Origin of the sequence: Tenacibaculum caenipelagi (assembly GCF_004363005.1) — a bacterium.
Taxonomy (GTDB): Bacteria; Bacteroidota; Bacteroidia; order Flavobacteriales; family Flavobacteriaceae; genus Polaribacter; species Polaribacter caenipelagi.
The window spans coordinates 59686-77545 of sequence record NZ_SNYH01000002.1; the positions used below are offsets into that span (position 1 = coordinate 59686).

General features: G+C 33.1%; 18 protein-coding genes. 13 read left to right on the forward strand and 5 right to left on the reverse strand.

From position 1 onward, the window contains the following. The first annotated feature begins 3 nt into the window (after positions 1-3). From DFQ07_RS03765 to DFQ07_RS03780, 4 genes are all read left to right on the forward strand, one after another. Entirely contained in the window at positions 4-1236 is a 1233-nt protein-coding gene (locus tag DFQ07_RS03765; RefSeq protein ID WP_133534950.1) for a DEAD/DEAH box helicase, read from the forward strand. 78 nt (positions 1237-1314) lie between these two features. Then, positions 1315-1644, forward strand: coding sequence for an ArsR/SmtB family transcription factor (locus tag DFQ07_RS03770; RefSeq protein ID WP_133534951.1), 330 nt, complete (start codon positions 1315-1317; stop codon positions 1642-1644). A gap of 47 nt (positions 1645-1691) precedes the next feature. After that, a complete protein-coding gene (locus tag DFQ07_RS03775; protein WP_133534952.1) occupies positions 1692-2168 on the forward strand; it encodes a DUF6428 family protein in 477 nt (158 codons plus the stop codon). A gap of 1 nt (position 2169) precedes the next feature. Next, on the forward strand, positions 2170-2796 hold the full coding sequence (locus DFQ07_RS03780) for an arsenate-mycothiol transferase ArsC (protein ID WP_133534953.1): 627 nt from the start codon (positions 2170-2172) through the stop codon (positions 2794-2796). On the opposite strand, the gene rsmG is transcribed toward DFQ07_RS03780, so the two are convergent. Further along, positions 2793-3422, reverse strand: a complete 630-nt coding sequence (gene rsmG / locus DFQ07_RS03785; RefSeq protein ID WP_133534954.1) for a 16S rRNA (guanine(527)-N(7))-methyltransferase RsmG — start codon at positions 3420-3422, stop codon at positions 2793-2795. The genes DFQ07_RS03780 and rsmG overlap by 4 nt on opposite strands. Before the next feature lie 145 nt (positions 3423-3567). Between rsmG and DFQ07_RS03790 the strand changes: the two genes are divergently transcribed. Both DFQ07_RS03790 and DFQ07_RS03795 read left to right on the forward strand, forming a co-directional pair. Further along, positions 3568-4659: a fatty acid desaturase family protein gene (locus tag DFQ07_RS03790; RefSeq protein WP_133534955.1), complete on the forward strand. Its 1092-nt coding sequence runs from the start codon at positions 3568-3570 to the stop codon at positions 4657-4659. Positions 4660-4683: 24 nt separating this feature from the next. Beyond that, on the forward strand, positions 4684-5871 hold the full coding sequence (locus tag DFQ07_RS03795) for a pyridoxal phosphate-dependent aminotransferase (RefSeq protein WP_208107666.1): 1188 nt from the start codon (positions 4684-4686) through the stop codon (positions 5869-5871). Between the two features lie 137 nt (positions 5872-6008). Here DFQ07_RS03795 and DFQ07_RS03800 read toward each other — a convergent pair whose 3' ends face one another. Further along, entirely contained in the window at positions 6009-6488 is a 480-nt protein-coding gene (locus DFQ07_RS03800) for a retropepsin-like aspartic protease (protein ID WP_133534956.1), read from the reverse strand. Between the two features lie 105 nt (positions 6489-6593). Between DFQ07_RS03800 and DFQ07_RS03805 the strand changes: the two genes are divergently transcribed. From DFQ07_RS03805 to DFQ07_RS03815, 3 genes are read left to right on the forward strand one after another with little or no spacing between them, the layout of a single operon-like run. Beyond that, positions 6594-7358: a TatD family hydrolase gene (locus DFQ07_RS03805; RefSeq protein WP_133534957.1), complete on the forward strand. Its 765-nt coding sequence runs from the start codon at positions 6594-6596 to the stop codon at positions 7356-7358. After that, the gene (locus tag DFQ07_RS03810) at positions 7351-7962 is read left to right on the forward strand and encodes a hypothetical protein (protein ID WP_133534958.1); all 612 of its coding nucleotides are present in this window, start codon (positions 7351-7353) and stop codon (positions 7960-7962) included. The genes DFQ07_RS03805 and DFQ07_RS03810 overlap by 8 nt, the downstream gene beginning before the upstream one ends. Positions 7963-7968: 6 nt before the next feature. Next, complete coding sequence (locus DFQ07_RS03815; protein WP_133534959.1) at positions 7969-8460, forward strand: methylated-DNA--[protein]-cysteine S-methyltransferase; 492 nt, start codon at positions 7969-7971, stop codon at positions 8458-8460. 80 nt (positions 8461-8540) lie between these two features. Here DFQ07_RS03815 and DFQ07_RS03820 read toward each other — a convergent pair whose 3' ends face one another. Next, positions 8541-8987: a nucleoside deaminase gene (locus DFQ07_RS03820; RefSeq protein WP_133534960.1), complete on the reverse strand. Its 447-nt coding sequence runs from the start codon at positions 8985-8987 to the stop codon at positions 8541-8543. Between the two features lie 94 nt (positions 8988-9081). On the opposite strand from DFQ07_RS03820, the gene DFQ07_RS03825 reads away from it, so the two are divergent. Beyond that, on the forward strand, positions 9082-9849 hold the full coding sequence (locus DFQ07_RS03825; protein ID WP_166627715.1) for a UDP-2,3-diacylglucosamine diphosphatase: 768 nt from the start codon (positions 9082-9084) through the stop codon (positions 9847-9849). 47 nt (positions 9850-9896) lie between these two features. Here the strand turns inward: DFQ07_RS03825 and DFQ07_RS03830 are convergent, their stop codons facing one another. Continuing rightward, positions 9897-12494 carry a TonB-dependent receptor gene (locus DFQ07_RS03830; RefSeq protein ID WP_133534961.1) on the reverse strand — a complete coding sequence of 866 codons (2598 nt, stop codon included), beginning with the start codon at positions 12492-12494 and terminating at the stop codon, positions 9897-9899. A gap of 213 nt (positions 12495-12707) precedes the next feature. Further along, positions 12708-15362: a TonB-dependent receptor gene (locus DFQ07_RS03835; protein ID WP_243743928.1), complete on the reverse strand. Its 2655-nt coding sequence runs from the start codon at positions 15360-15362 to the stop codon at positions 12708-12710. A gap of 237 nt (positions 15363-15599) precedes the next feature. On the opposite strand from DFQ07_RS03835, the gene DFQ07_RS03840 reads away from it, so the two are divergent. From DFQ07_RS03840 to DFQ07_RS03850, 3 genes are all read left to right on the forward strand, one after another. After that, complete coding sequence (locus DFQ07_RS03840) at positions 15600-16589, forward strand: AAA family ATPase (RefSeq protein WP_133534963.1); 990 nt, start codon at positions 15600-15602, stop codon at positions 16587-16589. A 72-nt stretch (positions 16590-16661) separates the two neighbouring features. Next, on the forward strand, positions 16662-16991 hold the full coding sequence (locus DFQ07_RS03845) for a hypothetical protein (RefSeq protein ID WP_133534964.1): 330 nt from the start codon (positions 16662-16664) through the stop codon (positions 16989-16991). After that, positions 16991-17857 (forward strand): DUF58 domain-containing protein, encoded by an 867-nt coding sequence (locus tag DFQ07_RS03850; RefSeq protein ID WP_133534965.1) that lies wholly within the window; start codon positions 16991-16993, stop codon positions 17855-17857. The genes DFQ07_RS03845 and DFQ07_RS03850 overlap by 1 nt, the downstream gene beginning before the upstream one ends. Positions 17858-17860: the final 3 nt, after the last annotated feature.

Below are 17860 nucleotides of genomic sequence, written 5' to 3' on the forward strand. Positions count from 1 at the left end.
TTGATGCAGTTTTCAGACCTACAACTTAACAAGTCTATCTTAAAAGCACTTACCGAAGAAAGACACCACAAACCAACTTTAGTACAACAAGAAGTAATTCCGTTAGTACTCGATAAAAAAGATGTGATTGTAGCTGCTCAAACAGGTACAGGTAAAACAGCTGCTTTTGCGTTGCCTATTATTCAAGAGCTTTCTGAAGAAGCTGATGTTGAAAAAAGAGCCAAAAAGATAAAAGCGTTAGTGGTAAGCCCTACTCGTGAATTAGCGATTCAAATTCAAGATAACTTTAAAACCTATAGCAAATACACTAATTTAAGAACTACGGTTATTTATGGTGGTGTTGCTATCCAGCCTCAAAAAGATGTTTTGGAAAAAGGTATCGATATTTTAATTGCTACCCCTGGTCGTTTTATCGATTTACACAAACAAGGTAGTATTGATGTTCGTCAACTAAAAACATTGGTGCTAGATGAAGCTGATTTAATGCTAGATATGGGCTTTATTGAAGACGTTCAAAAGATTGAAGAATTATGTCCACGTAAAAAGCAAACCTTACTTTTTTCTGCAACGATACCTGAAAAGGTAAGTGATTTAGCAAAATCGATGCTACGCAATCCTGAAAAGGTAGATATTTCGCCTGCTGAAACTACGGCAACAAATATCGGTCAGTTACTGTATTACACACCAAAAAAACATAAGGTCGATTTGTGTTTGCACTTATTACGCAACACCATAAAAGGTCGAATTATTATATTTCGTCGTACCAAATTTGGGGTTGATAAACTCGAAAAAACACTTCAAAAAAACGGATACAAAGCAACCAGTGTACATGGTGACAAGTCTCAGAATCTACGAAATCAAGCTATAGAGGATTTCAAAAACAACAAAGCCAATATTTTAATTGCTACGGATGTTGCTGCTCGTGGAATTGACGTTAGCAAAGTAGATGCTGTAATTAATGTTGACTTACCCAACATTCCTGAAACTTACGTGCATAGAATTGGTAGAACAGGTAGAGCTGGTAAATCTGGAATTGCCTTTTCATTGTGTAGTGCCGATGAAACTTCTTACATCAAAGCTATTCAAGAATTTATGGATAGAACTATAAAAATTGTAGAAGACCATCCATTTCCTTTAGCTAAACCTAAGCCTAAAAAACAACCCAATACTGTTAGTAAACACAAAAAAGGAAGAAAATCAGAAGCTTCTAAAAAGAAGAAAAAACGCTGGTATTAAACCTTTTATTAAAAAAATAAGATAAAATGTTGTGGCTTTTATTTATTAATCGTAATATTGCAATATAATAATGAATCAATGGGATTAACCAAATCAGAAATATTTACTGAAGAGCAAAATCAATTAGCTACGATTGCGAAAGTATTAGGGCATCCAGCTCGTATCGCTATTATACAACACTTATTCAAATTGAATTCTTGTGTTTGTGGTGATTTGGTAAATGAAATCGGTTTGGCGCAACCTACTATTTCGCAGCATTTAAAAGAATTAAAAAAAGTTGGTATCATTAAAGGAACTATTGAAGGAACTAGCGTTTGCTATTGCATCAATCCATCAACATGGAAAGAAATTAAAACCTTACTTTCTTCTTTTTTAAACCTTGATATGAATAACCAGAGTTGTTGCTAAAAAAATTTGAATCCATTAATCGTAATATTACAATAAATGTAAATACCATGAAACTCTCAGAAATTAAACAACATTTAAGTACATTAAAAACCATCGCTTTTCAATTACCTGATGGAAGTTTAGTCCCTAATCACTTTCACGTAACCGAAGTAGGAAAAATCACCAAAAACTTTATTGACTGCGGAGGCACTATTAGAGACGAAGAAGTCGTAAATTTTCAATTATGGGATGCCGATGATTATGACCATCGATTACACCCTGAAAAGTTAATCCACATCATAGAACTATCAGAAAAAGTGTTACACATTTCTCCTGATTTAAGAATCGAAGTGGAATACCAAGGAAGCACCATTGGTAAATACGGATTGGATTTTGACGGAACAAACTTCCTATTAACCACCAAACAAACCGATTGCTTAGCAAAAAGTAGTTGCGGAATTCCATCAGAAAAACCTAGAGTGCGATTATCAGATTTACAAAAACAAACGGAAGCTTGTTGTACACCTAACTCAGGATGCTGCTAATATGAAGACACTTACCTCATTACTATTTTCTGAAATACAGCAAACTCTTTCGAATTTACCAACTGTTTCAGAAGAGCGAAAAGAAATTTTACAGCCTCTTATCAATTACATTCAAGAAAAACTCAATAATAAGGAAGTAATAAATCTGAATTTTATTTGTACACATAATTCAAGACGAAGTCATTTATCACAAGTATGGGCACAAACCATGGCACATCATTATAAAGTTTTGAATGTACATAGTTTTTCTGGAGGAACTGAAGCTACTGCCATGAATTCAACAGTGGTAAAAACATTAGTTGATAACGGATTTCAAATTCAACAATTATCTAATGGAACTAATCCTATTTACGCGGTAAAGTATGCTGATAATATACCCCCTATTATAGGTTTTTCTAAAAAGTATGATGATGGTTTTAATCCAACATCAAGATTTTTCGCTATCATGACTTGTTCACAAGCTGATGAAGGATGTCCTTTTATTGCTGGTGCTGATAAAAGAGTACCCGTTACTTATGAAGACCCAAAATTATATGACGGAACATCTTTAGAAAAAGAAAAATACTTAGAGCGCAGTTTAGAAATAGCTTCAGAAATGCAATATGTATTTTCCTCAATAAAACATTAACCTTTATATTTTATAGGTAAATGCACCACTTTTTTTGTTTCGAAGAAATCTTCTTCAAAAAAGTTAGGTAAATCATAAATGGTGGCTTTAGGGAAATTCGCAAGTTCTTCCGTAAGGTCGCCTCCTTTTAAATATAAAATTCCGTTTTTAAGTGCATGGTTTTGTTTCTTCTGCACTTTATCCTTTACCCAACGGTGAAATGTTTCCATCTGCGCTACAGCTCTACTTACAATAAAATCGTAAGTCTCATCTACTTCTTCAACGCGTCCGTGAGTCGTTTTCACATTTTGTAACCCTAAGCCCTCAACCACTTCATTTACCACTTTAATTTTTTTTCCGATAGAATCTACCAAGTGAAATTGAGTTTCAGGAAATAAGATTGCCAAAGGAATTCCTGGAAAACCTCCTCCAGTACCTACATCCATTACTTTTGCTCCAGGTTGAAACTCCATCACCTTAGCAATTCCTAGCGAATGTAAAACATGACGTAAATACAACTCATCAATATCTTTACGAGAAACAACATTAATTTTCAAGTTCCAATCTTGGTATAATTCTTGCAACTTAGATAATTGTTCTAACTGCGTTTCTGATAAATTGTCAAAGTATTTTTTTATAAGTTCCATGAAGTGATTTTTTCCTTTGCAAAAATAAAAAACTAATTGGTATTGTTAATTTTTATGCAAAAGATATTAATCTAGTTAAAAAGTTAGGCTTTAGCAATAACCATGAAGCAAAAACGTTTATTTTTGCGACACAAACAAACAACAAATGAAGACAGTAAACTTCTCAAGGATAGATAAAACTAAGTTTTTTAGAACTCTAAATAAAAGAGTTAATACCTACTTTAAAGAAAACAATATTAAACGTACAGGTAACTGGAAATTATATTCCAAAGCTATAATTATGTTAGCTACTTTTATTATTCCATTCATATTAATTTTAACGATAGATATGTCGCAATGGATAAAATTAGCCCTAACTGTTTTAATGGGAATTGGAATGGCAGGAGTAGGAATGAATGTAATGCACGATGCTAACCACGAATCTTTTTCAAGTAAAAAATGGGTAAATAAACTTTTTGGAAGTAGTATTTATATTTTAGCAGGTAACGTATATAACTGGAAAGTACAACACAATGTATTACACCATACCTATACAAACATTCAAGATCATGATGAAGACATGGATGCTGGTAGAATTATTCGCTTTTCTAAACACTCACAATGGTTATGGATTCACAGGTTCCAAAAATATTACTCAATCTTTTTATACGGATTGTTAACTATTAACTGGGCAATTACCACCGATTTTAAACAAATGCATAGTTATTTAAAGCGTAAACTATCATATGGTGAATTTCCAAATCCAGCTAAAGAATGGACCAAATTAGTAGTTTCTAAAGTTATTTATTATGTACTTTGGATTGTATTACCAATCGCAGTTATGAATGTTGCTTGGTGGAAGGTATTAATTGGATTTTTTGTAATGCACTACACTGCTGGTATTATTTTAAGTGTTGTTTTTCAATTAGCACACATTGTTCCTAAAACAGAAACTCCTTTACCTGATGAAGATGGAAATATAAAGAATACTTGGGCTATTCATCAATTATATACCACTTCAAACTTTGCACCTAAAAACTGGTTTATTAATTTTTATACAGGTGGTTTAAATCATCAAGTAGAACACCATATTTTCCCACACATATCGCATATTCACTACGATAAATTAGCTAAAATTGTTAAAGAAACTGCTAAGGAATTTAACCTTCCTTATAACGAATACAAAACTACACGTAAAGCAGTTATCGAGCATTTTAAACATTTATCTGAATTAGGAAAAAAGCCACAATTAGCATAAATCAACATACAACATAACAACACAATGTCAAACGCATTATCAAACAGAATTAACAGTTTACCTGTATCTCAAACTTTGGCTATGGCTGCTAAAGCAAGAGAATTGAAAGCTGAGGGTAGAGATATTATCAGTTTAAGTTTAGGAGAACCAGATTTTAACACTCCTGATTTTATTAAAGATGCTGCTATTGAAGCCATTAATCAAAATTACAACGCTTATACTCCAGTTGACGGATATGTAGAGTTAAAAGAAGCTATTTGCGAAAAGTTTAAACGCGATAACAACTTAACATACAACCCAAATCAAATAGTAGTTTCTACAGGAGCAAAGCAATCAATTGCTAATGTAGCTCAAGTATTATTAAACCCTGGTGATGAAGTGTTATTACCAGCACCATATTGGGTAAGTTATTCTGCTATCGCTACTTTATGCGAAGCAACCTATACAGAAATTCCTTCTTCTATTGAAAATGATTTTAAAATCACTCCAGAACAATTAGAAGCTGCTATTTCACCAAAAACAAAAATGATTTTCTTTAACTCGCCAAATAACCCGAGTGGAACAATTTATAGCGAAGAAGAATATCGTGCTTTGGCTAAAGTATTAGAAAAATATCCAGATATTTATATTTTATCCGATGAAATTTACGAGCATATCAACTACGGAACGAAACCGTTTAGTTTTGCTGCTATAGAAAACATGTATGATCGTACTATTACTGTTAACGGGTTAGCAAAAGCTTTTGCCATGACGGGATGGAGGATTGGTTACATAGGAGCTCCTGAGTGGATTGCTAAAGCGTGTACAAAAATGCAAGGTCAAATTACTTCAGGAACTAACTGTATTGCACAACGTGCTGCAATTACTGCCGTAAAAGCATCTCCTGAAAAGGTACAATACATGGTAGATGAGTTTAAAAACCGTAGAGATTTAGTATTACAGTTATTAGGTGAAATCGACGGATTTAAATTAAACGTACCTGAAGGTGCCTTTTATATTTTCCCAAACATTTCTGATTTCTTTGGAAAAACTATCCGCGGAAAAGAAATTAAAGATGCCAACGATTTTTCTATGTTATTGTTAGAAGAAGCAAATGTAGCTACAGTAACAGGTGAGGCTTTTGGTGCTCCAAACTGTGTACGCTTATCGTATGCTGCTTCTGAGTTACAATTACGAGAAGCTATCAAAAGAATTAAAGAAGTTCTAAGTTAATTAACTTAAACAGTCAAGTATAAAAAAATCCGTAAGAAATTTCTTACGGATTTTTGTTTTCTATAAGTCATCGATTTCGAATCGAGAACAACGAGTGAGAAATCTCATACATTGAAGTCTCTACTTTGAAACCTATATTAAAAAGGGACTTTTAATTTTCTAACTTTCTTCTTTTTAGGCTTCTTTAAGTACAATGTTTTTTTGTTATAGTCGATAAATGCTTTTCCTGCTTCTAAAATATCTGCTCCTATAATTCCATCTACCTCATCAGCATCATGTTGTTTTAAAGCAGTATTTACATGAGTTAAATCAAACAACACCAAATCACATTGATTGTCTCTCCATTTCCCTATTACCAATGAATTATTTTCAGACTTATGCGTATCCATATCCGTCGCTCCAGCTCCAGCCGCTTTTACATCACTTTCTTCAGAAATAAGTTTAAAACGCTCAATTAAATCCAATCCAACACAAGAATTAGACGCTCCGGTATCTAGAATAAAGGTTCCCTTTACCCCATTTATTTCAGCAGTTAACTCCAAGTGGTTTGTCACCATTTTTTTGAGTTTTATTTTGATGTATTTCTTTTTTCGTAATACTTTTTTCAAACTTGCCATTTCTTGTACTTTTGCACAAAAATACGTCATTACGAACAAAGTAAAGTAATCTTTATAAACAGATTGCTTCGTCATTACTTCCTCGCAATGACATAATAACAAAAAATGATAACCGATACACATACCCACTTATACTCAAGCCAATTTGATGAAGACAGAAATGAAATGATACAACGCGCAAAAGATGCTGGGGTTTCTCGTTTCTTTATTCCTGCTATTGATAGTTCTTACACTGAACGTATGTTCGATTTAGAAAAAAACTACCCGAACGATGTATTTTTGATGATGGGGTTACATCCAACTTCAGTAAAAGAAAACTACCAAGAAGAGTTAGCGCACGTAAAAGAATGGTTAGACAAACGTGATTTTTACGCAATTGGTGAAATTGGTATCGATTTGTATTGGGATAAAACTTTTTTACCACAACAGCAAGAAGCTTTTCGTACACAAATTCAATGGGCAAAAGAAAAAAAACTACCGATTGTCATCCATTGTCGTGATGCTTTTGATGAAATTTTTGAAGTTTTAGAAACAGAAAAAGGAGCCAATTTATTCGGAATTTTTCACTGCTTTACTGGAACCTTAGAACAAGCCAAAAAAGCAATTTCATACAATATGAAATTAGGAATTGGTGGTGTAGCCACTTTTAAAAACGGAAAAATTGACCAATTTTTAAATCAAATAGACATCAAGCATATTGTCTTAGAAACGGATTCTCCATACTTAGCACCCACTCCTTACCGCGGCAAACGTAATGAAAGTAGTTATATTACTCAGGTTGTAGATAAGTTAGTAGACATTTATGGATTGACTTTCCAAGAAATTTCAGAAATTACAACAGAGAACTCTAAAGAAGTTTTTGGTGTTTAGAAAATTACTCCGTCAAGATTTAATATTTTTAATTTTAATATTATCTTATATAATATTAAAATTTTCAAGAAGTAATGAAGATTATCTACATGAAAATTTAGATAAAGAGGGTGTCAGAAGTGTAGCTTTAATGACAGACATTTCTTCGGTCAAAACAAGAACCTATGTACATTACAAATACTCTGTTGGTGGAAAAATTTACAATGGTTCTCAAAAAATTCAAGAAAACAGCCTCCTTCCTGAAAAACTTGGGTTTTATCCCATTCTTTATAGTCTAGAAAAAAATAATGTAAGTAAGCTATTATTAACAGAAAAACCTCTAAACCCAAAAAAATTTATTAATGATGGAGTTTATGTTAATGGAAAAATAACAAAGGTTTTAGAAGGGCATTATCCAGCTTTAGACTTTTATATTAGTTATAATTTTAATAATCAAGATTTTTCTTTTAGAACCAGACTTCATAAGGATAGTATAAATTGTAGTATTTTAGAAGACTGTAAAAACAAAAAAATAATTCGAATAAAAGTTTCAAAAGAGTACCCTTTTTTCAACGATTTGTATTTTAAAAGCTCAGATAGACAAAGAAAAAACATCAACAGTTAGATTAAATTGAACTTACAAACCACATATTATAAAACCCCTATCGGTACTGCTAAAATTGAAGGTGATGAAAACGGAATTCAATCGATTTCTGTTTTAGATGAAGACACCTCAACTCCAATCAGTACTCAAAAAGATGTTCCTGCTTGTTTACAAGAATGTGTTACCCAACTAAAGGAATATTTTACTGGAACAAGAACAGTGTTTGATATAAAATTGAATCCACAGGGAACAACCTTTCAACAATCAGTTTGGAAAGAATTACTTAACATTCCTTTTGGAAGTACCAGAACGTATTTAGAACAAACCAAACAACTAGGGGATGTAAAAGCGATTCGCGCTGTAGCCTCTGCTAACGGTAAAAATCCTATTTGGATAATAATTCCGTGTCACAGAGTTATTGGTTCTGATGGTTCCTTAACAGGATATGCAGGTGGTGTTTGGCGTAAAAAGTGGTTATTAGAACACGAAAGTGGAGCAAAACAACAAACATTGTTCTGATTGTCGTCATTACGAACTTCGAGATGAAGTAATCTTTTGTCGAGATTATTTCGTTATTCAACTCCTCGTAATGAAGATTATTAATTTAAGTTTCGCTTTTCTATAAAAAACTTCTTCAGTAAAAACCCGCATTCTTCTTCTAAAACCCCAGATACTACTTTCGTTTTTGGATGTAATTTAGTTTGCAATACAGAAAAACCTAGTTTCGGTTCACTCGCTCCATACACTATCTTCCCTATCTGTGTCCAGTAACTTGCCCCAGCACACATCTGACAAGGCTCTAGCGTAACATACAACGTGCAATCTTTTAAATATTTTCCGCCTAAAAAATCTGCCGCTGCTGTAAATGCTTGCATTTCTGCATGCGCAGTAACATCTGTTAACAATTCTGTTAAGTTATGTGTTCTAGCTATAATCTGATTATTAAAAACAATTACAGCACCCACCGGAACCTCTCCTTTATCAAAAGCGATTTCGGCTTCCTGTAAGGCTTTTTTCATAAAGTAGACATCATCAAACGGATTCATATACGTGGGTTTATGCAAGTTCTTAAACAAATGTAGCCAAAATTTGTTTGTGCTAACTCTGAGTAAAATACTTATTTTTACCAAAATTTACGATTTGATTTCAATCAACACTTCTGACAATAAAAAAGTTTATTTTGCTTCTGATCAACATTTAGGAGCTCCTACTTCTGAAGCTAGTTTTCCTCGTGAACAAAAATTTGTTGCGTGGTTAAACAAAGTTAAAGAAGATGCTGAGGCTATTTTTATTCTAGGTGATTTATTCGATTTTTGGTTCGAATACAAAACTGTAGTTCCTAAAGGCTTTGTGCGCGTTCTAGGTAAGCTCGCAGAAATAAAAGACAGTGGCATTCCTATTTACTTTTTTGTTGGAAATCACGACCTATGGATGCATGATTATTTTGAAAAGGAATTAAACATTCCTGTATACCACTCTCCTCAAGAATTCAAAATCAATAACAAGCTGTTTTTAATTGGTCATGGTGATGGATTAGGCCCAGGAGATAAAGGGTATAAACGTATGAAAAAGGTATTTACTTTTCCTTTATTTCAATGGCTATTTCGCTGGTTACATCCAGATTTAGGTGTTCGATTAGGACAGTATATGTCAGTTAAGAACAAATTAATTTCTGGTGATGAAGATGCTAAGTTTTTAGGAGAAGATAACGAATGGTTAGTGCAGTATTGCAAACGTAAACTAGAAGCTAAACACTACGATTATTTTGTGTTTGGACATCGACATCTTCCTTTAGAAATTCAACTTAAAGAAAATAGTACTTATTTGAATACTGGTGATTGGATTCAATATTTTACATATGCTGTTTTTGAAAAAGATAAATTAGTTTTAAAAGAATACAACTCATAAAAAAAGCACCTCTTTAAGGTGCTTTTTCGGTTATCAAATAATTAAGCTTAAAACTTAAAGGTTAATCCTGCTTTAAATGTCATTCCATTAAAACCAAACTGATTTACTTCCCAAGGATATTTAAAACGTCCTCCTAAATCAGTTACAACATCTCCCTTAGTATCAATTTCGTCTGGATACACATCAAATAAATTATTTACTTGAGCATTAAAAGAGATCATATCAGAAAATTCATAACCTAAAGATAAATCAGTTATTATTTTTCCACTGAATGTTTGATCTTTTCCTGGGTCAGTAGCATGTTGCCATGTCACTTCTCCAAAATAAGTGTTATTCAAATAAGCCGTAAACTTTTTGTATTTATAATCACCTCCAAATAAGAATTTTGTATTTGGTCTTGCGCTAATGATTCTTGATTGTTCTTTTCTATTAAAAATAGCGTCTTTATAATTTGCTAAATTTGTAGGTGTTTTAACTTCTCCTTCTAATTTAGTTCTATTAATATTTAATGCTAAATTTAATCCTAATTTTCCGGCAGCAAAATCAATATTTTTATAACGCATTGTATAATCAAATCCTTCTGTTTTAGTATCTGCTGCATTAATAAAGAACTTAATACTTGTCACATCATAGTCATCTAAGATTTGTTGAACTGTAGCATTAGGGTTCCCGTTATCATCAGTTCCTCCAATTTCTCCAGAGAATAATACTCTATCGTCTACCTTCACATTATAATAATCTAACGAAATGGTAAAATTATTAGAAGCTTTTACTGTTATACCAGCAGAGATATTTTTTGAAGTTTCTGCAAATAATGGATCTACTCCTAAGGCCTTAATTACTGGACTTACATTATTAAATGTTCCTTGATTAGAAATTGTTCCTCCAGAAACTAATGTTTGTACATTACTTAAATATACTTGATGTAATGAAGGAGCTCTAAACCCTGTGCTATATGAAGCCCTTAAAACTCCTGCTTCTCCTAATTTATACCTTGAGCTAATCTTCCAAGAAAAGTTATCACCAAAATCCGAATAATTTTCATAACGAATTGCCCCTCCAATTAAAAAATCTTCAGAAGCATCCCAATCTAAAGTACCATAACCTCCGATATTAGTTCTTGTTTCATCCAAAGCATTACTTGGCTGTAATCCTGGAAATGATTGTGCTCCTCCGTCAATATAAGAAGCCTCTTCACCAGCTGTTACCTCAAATCGTTCTTGTCTTGCTTCCACCCCTAATCCAATACTTACATCTCCAAAAGAACGACTCACATCAAAGTTACCTATAATGTTGCTAAAGGCATAGGCTCCTGCATCAAAAGATGTTGGACTATTCGCTCCTAAACTTACATTAATTGTGTTTCCAATAGTGTAATCTACCGAATTACGACCAAAGCTTCCACTTAAATCAGCATCAAAACCTCCTAACTTAAACTTGCTACCTGCAGTAAACAAAACATCCTGAATATCAGTCTCAAAGGTTGGCTGAAACCCATCATAGGTTTCTCCTGGAGGTGTTAGTAACCCAAAGTCATCAGTAATCCAATACGGTGGTCTATACAAAGCAAAACTTTTACCTTGTCTCATATTAAATCCACCAAAAGCATAAAGCTTAGTATTATCATTTAAAGGATATTCTGCATTTACAAACAAATCCCCTTTTTTCATTTCTGGCTGACCTATAGTCATCCCTAAATCTGGATTATCTCTTGTCCATTGGTTATCTACACCAAATAAATCATCTTTTCCAGGTTCACCTGCTCTATTTGTTTTTTCTTGATAACTTAAACCTAATGTAGCATTTACAAATCCTCCTTCACCAAAAGTAAAAGTATGATTAACATCACCATCAACATTAAATCCATCTCCTTCTTTTGTCACTCCTGAGTTCACATTTACCTGCGTAAATTCAATATTTTTCTTCAATATAATATTTACAACTCCAGCTACTGCATCAGAACCATACTGTGCCGAAGCTCCATCACGTAAAATCTCTACTCTTTCAATAGCTGCTGTCGGAATACTTTTCATATCTACTCCAACTTCACCTTTACCTGGCGTATCATTTACATACACTAAAGCACTTTGATTCTTACGCTTTCCATTTACTAAAACCAATGTTCTACTTGGCCCCAGTCCACGTAAATCTGCTGGATCAAAATGAGCTGTAGCATCAGAAATTGTTTGATTACTTGAATTGTAAGAAGGAACCGTATAGGTTAACATTTGGTCAATATTAGTTTGACCCGTTGCTTGTAACTCTCGCACACTAACATTATCTATAGGAACTGCAGAGTCTAATATTGTTCTTGGTTTAGAACGGTTTCCTGTCAACACAACCTCGTCAAGAACATTATCTTCATTCAAAGTTATTGTAACATAAGAAACATTATATAATGTTTTCTCTACCGTAGTAAAACCTACAAAAGAAAACACTAAAGTGGTAGGCATCTTTTTCACATTGAGGACAAATTCTCCTTGTTCATCTGTAGTTACTCCATTAACTGTCTCTTTTTCTAGTACATTAACAAAAGAAAGTGGCTCCCCACTTTTGTCTGTTACTTTACCTTTAATTGTTTGCCCAATCATTGATGTGAAAGACATCAATAGGATGAAAACAAAAATTTTGTTTTTTTGATTCATACACATATCACTAAGTTTAATTAATACATAAATGTTAAAAAAGTTAATTTTTTATAAACATAGTAAATATTTAGAACTTTAAACAGTAAATGACACAAAATAAACCACACAACACTGAAATATTAAAAATTCAAACCTTAACCACAGTTAAGTAAACTCCATTTTCAATATTGTGTGGCTTTTGTTATACAGAGTATGTATAGGTACTAATAATTAAAACTGATAATTCAAACCTATACTAAAATTAGTTCCTAGTTGACCTAATTGCTGTACTTCTGAAGAATATATAAAACGTCCTCCTGCTTGTGCTGTATTTGTAGCTGGATCTGTTGGGTCAGGATATACATCAAAAATATTATTAACATTTGCGTTAATACTTACTTTATCTGTTAAGTTATATACCAATCCTAAATCGGTTGTGATTTTAGCTTCCAGTTCTTGGTCAATCCCTCCAGATTGTGGCGCAGTAACTGTTACCTCTCCAAATCTGGTATTATTTAAACTAATATTCCATTTTTCAATGTCGTAGTTCAGTCCTAATATAATTTTAGATTTTGGTCTTGAGTTTGTTATCAATCCTTGTTCTTGTCTATCAAAAATGTTATACCCATTATCTGCCAAAACCTTTGGCGTATTAATTGCATCAATTGTGGTTTTATTATAGTTTGCAGCTAGACTAGCTGATAATTTACCACTCCCAATCTCTATATTCCTATAATTCAAAACTAAATCACCTCCAGTTGTTTTGGTATCTCCTGCATTGATAAAAAACTGAACAGCAACCACATTATTATCTTCTAAAATTTGCTCTACAGGATTTGTGGTAGTATTATCACTATCAGAACCAATTTGAGAAGAAAATAAAATTCTATCATCTACTTTTATTTGATAAATATCTAAAGAAGCTGAAAAATCTTTATTGAATTTATAGGTTGCCCCTGCTGACAAATTTTTTGAAATCTCATGGGTTAATTGTGGAACACCCAAGGCTTGAACTGCTGGATTATCATTCGCTAAAGTACCTTGTAATAAAGGTTCAGAAGAACCCGCAATAATAATATACTGACTTAAAGTAATATGCGACTGGTGTAGTGTTGGTGCTCTAAAGCCAGTACTATAAGAAGCTCTAATCGCACCTTTTTCACCTAGTTTATACCTTCCGCTTACTTTCCAAGAAAAATTATCTCCAGCATCTGAAAAGTCTTCATACCTAGCCGCTGCACCAAACAAGAAATCTTTATTAATGTCATAATCTAACTGCGCATACCCGGCAAAGTTATTTCTAGACCATTTCCCTGCTTCATCCGGTTTTATTCCAGCAAAAGAATCAGAACCACCTTTATAATAAGACAACGGATCACCTTCAAAGGCTCTAAAACCTTCCTCTTTGTATTCAACACCTATCGCTGTACTTAATTCCTCTGAAATTAAACCTGACACATCAAAATTTCCAATAACATTCGTTAATCTATATCCTCCAGGCTTGAATGTTCTTGGAGAAGTACCTCCGATAATTACATCACCTGTATTGGTATCATAAACAGTATGATCAACTAAATAATCTCTATTTACAGAGTTATTAACCGTATAAAAGACATCATTAGATCCATATGTAATACTCGCATCAGCATTCCATCCTTCTGTTAACAACAATTTGATTCCAGCCGCGTTAATATGATCAGTAATCTCAGCTTCAAAAGTTGGCTGATACCCTTTAAAGTCTTCAGGTCTAGTAAGAAACCCTGTATCTCCTACATCACTTTGTCTCCAATATGGCGCTCTATAATAAGCAAAACTTTTCCCTTCTCTTTTGGTAAACCCATGAAAAGAGTACAACGTAGATTTTTCACCTAAAGGATGCTCTATATTTACAAATAAATCCATCTTTTCCATTTCTGGCTGACCTACTTTCATACCAAGACGCGGGTTTTCTTGTGCCCATTCAACCCAATTAGGAAGCGGATTATCTGGCAAATCAGAAACTCCTGGAGACCCAGCTCTATTGGTTATTTCTTGATTGTAATATCCAAGTGTTAAATTGATAAAACCTCCTTCTCCAAAATCGAATGCCGTATTAAAATCAGCTGAAAAGTTAAACCCATCTTTTTCCGAAGTTATTCCTGCTTTTGTTGAAAAAGTCGAAAACTCAACATTCTTTTTCAAAATAATGTTTAACACTCCTGCAATTGCATCAGAACCATATTGCGCAGAAGCTCCATCACGCAATACTTCAACACGTTCTATAGCTGCGGTAGGGATACTTTTTAAATCGACTCCCACCTCTCCTTTTCCTGGGGTTCTGTTTAGATATACTTGCGCACTTTGATTTTTACGTTTTCCATTAATCAAAACCAGCGTTCTACTTGGTCCTAAACCACGTAAATCGGCCGGGTCATAATGAGCCGTAGCATCTGAAATAGCTTGGTTTTGCGCATTAAACGAAGGCACTTTAAACACCAACATCCTATCAAAAGTAGGCTTCCCGCTATTTTGTAGTTCGGCTACATCAATATTATCAATTGGTACTGGAGAGTCTAAGATTGTTCTTGGCTTAGAACGGTTTCCCGTTAACACAACCTCATCTAAAACATTTCCTTCTTTTAAAACTACCGTAAATTCTGCAACAGAATAAACTGTTTTTTCTAAAGTAACAAAGCCCACCGAAGAGAACACTAACGTAACAGGTATTCTCTTAACTTTAAGTTCAAAGTGTCCCTCTTCGTTCGTACTTACTCCATTAGCAGTATCTTTTTCTAGAACATTTACAAAAGGAAGTGGCGCACCACTTTCATCTGTTACCGTACCCTTAATGGTTTGTCCAGTTATTGATGCAAAAGACATCAATAAAATACAAACAAGAAATTTCATTTTTTTTTTCATATTTACACGATTTAATTTGACTTCGTTTTTTCTGTTAAAAAAGTTAATTTTTTATAAACATAGCAATATTTAGGTCATTTAACAAGAAATAACGCAAGTTAAAAATTTAAAAACCAAACATAAAACAGCTATAATCACGATTTTATCTTTAACCATACTTTAACAAGCTTTAATTTCTTAATATTGTAGCTTTGTTTCATAAAAATCTAATTTATTTCAATTACTATGGATATAGATGTAAGAGCCATCAATGAAAAAATAGAAAGAGAAAGTGCTTTTGTAGATTTATTAACTACAGAAATGAACAAAGTAATTGTTGGTCAAAAGCACATGATTGAACGATTACTAATTGGGCTTTTAGGAAATGGACACATCTTACTCGAAGGTGTACCAGGACTGGCTAAAACTCTCGCTATCAACACACTTTCAAAAGCAGTAGACGGAAGCTTTAGTCGTATTCAGTTCACTCCAGACTTACTTCCTGCCGATGTTGTAGGTACTATGATATACAACGTAAAGGAAAACGATTTTTCTATTAAAAAAGGGCCTATTTTTGCCAACTTTGTATTAGCAGATGAGATTAACCGTGCCCCTGCCAAAGTACAGTCTGCTTTATTAGAGGCCATGCAAGAACGTCAAATTACCATTGGCGATGAAACCTTTAAACTTGACGAACCTTTCTTAGTAATGGCAACACAAAACCCTGTGGAACAAGAAGGAACATATCCGCTTCCAGAAGCGCAGGTAGATCGTTTTATGTTAAAAACAGTAATTGATTACCCAAAACTACTAGACGAACAACTTATCATGCGTCAAAACCTAAATGGTAGTTTTCAAAAGATAAATCCTGTAATCTCTATAGACCAAATCATTAAAGCTCGTAAAGCTGTAAATGAGGTTTATATGGATGAGAAAATTGAGAAATATATCTTAGATATCGTTTTTGCTACACGTTATCCTGAAAAATACAATTTAGAAAAATTACAACCATTAATAAGCTTTGGTTCTTCTCCTCGTGGTAGTATTGCATTAGCTAAAGCTGCAAAGTGCTACGCTTTTATTAAAAGAAGAGGTTATGTAATTCCAGAAGATGTTAGAGCTATCGTAAACGATGTTTTACGTCATAGAATTGGAATTACTTATGAAGCTGAAGCTGAGAATATCACATCTATAGATATAATAAATTCAATCATAAATGAGGTACAGGTACCCTAGATAAAGTACACATACTCGTTTATAACTAACCAAAACCTACTATTAATATTAATCCCCTTAAATTAGCTATTAATGACTTTTAAATTAACAACGTACAAAACATTAAAAGGAACGAAAAAAATTTTAGAATTAAAAAAGAAGAGAAAAACAGAAGCTATTGTTTACAAAGATGATAAACCTAGTTATTATGTAAACTGTTTTGATTTACAAACAGAATCTAACGTAATTATGAATAGTTTAGTCTTAAGTCAACAAAGGTGTATACAAGAAGTTATAAAAGAAATAGGCAAGAAGAACAACGTAAATTTATCAATACAAGAAGCACCTTTTTTAGCTTTTGAAAAGAGCGTTGAATATACAGAAGTGGAGCTTCCTCCACTACCTGAATCTTGGTTAAATTAATGGATACAAAAGAGTTACTAAAAAAAGTTCGGAAAATAGAAATAAAGACACGTAGATTGTCTAATCATATTTTTGGAGGAGAATACCACTCTACTTTTAAAGGTAGGGGTATGACTTTTTCTGAAGTACGTCAATATCAATATGGAGATGATATTAGAGCAATTGATTGGAATGTAACTGCGCGCTACAACGAACCTTATGTGAAAATTTTCGAAGAAGAACGAGAACTTACCATGATGTTGGTAGTTGATGTTTCTGGCTCAGAATTTTTTGGTACTTCTAACCAATTTAAAAAAGATACCATTACCGAAATTGCTGCAACGCTAGCTTTTTCTGCTATTCAAAACAATGATAAAGTAGGACTAATTCTATTTTCTAATCAAATTGAGTTATACATTCCTCCTAAAAAAGGAAAAAGTCATGTACTGAGAATTATACGAGAACTTATCGAGTTTCAACCAAAAAGTAAGCATACCGACATTAGTGAAGCGTTAAAATTCCTATCTAACATTATGAAAAAGAAAGCCATTGTTTTTATGCTTTCTGATTTTATGGATGAGGGTTACGAACGTACTTTAAAAATTGTTGGAAACAAGCATGATGTAACTGGTATTCGAGTATATGATAAACACGATGAAGAAATTCCAAATTTAGGAATGGTTCCTATGCTCGATTCTGAAACAGGAAAGATACATTTAGTAAACACTAGTTCAAAATCGATTAGAACTCATTACAAGGCAAATGCCTTACGATTAGTTGATTATTTTGAAAGTACTTTTACAAAAAGTGGTGCAGGAACCATCAACACAAGAGTTGATGAAAGCTACGTGCGAAAACTATTAGGTTATTTTAAACAAAAAGGATAAGAA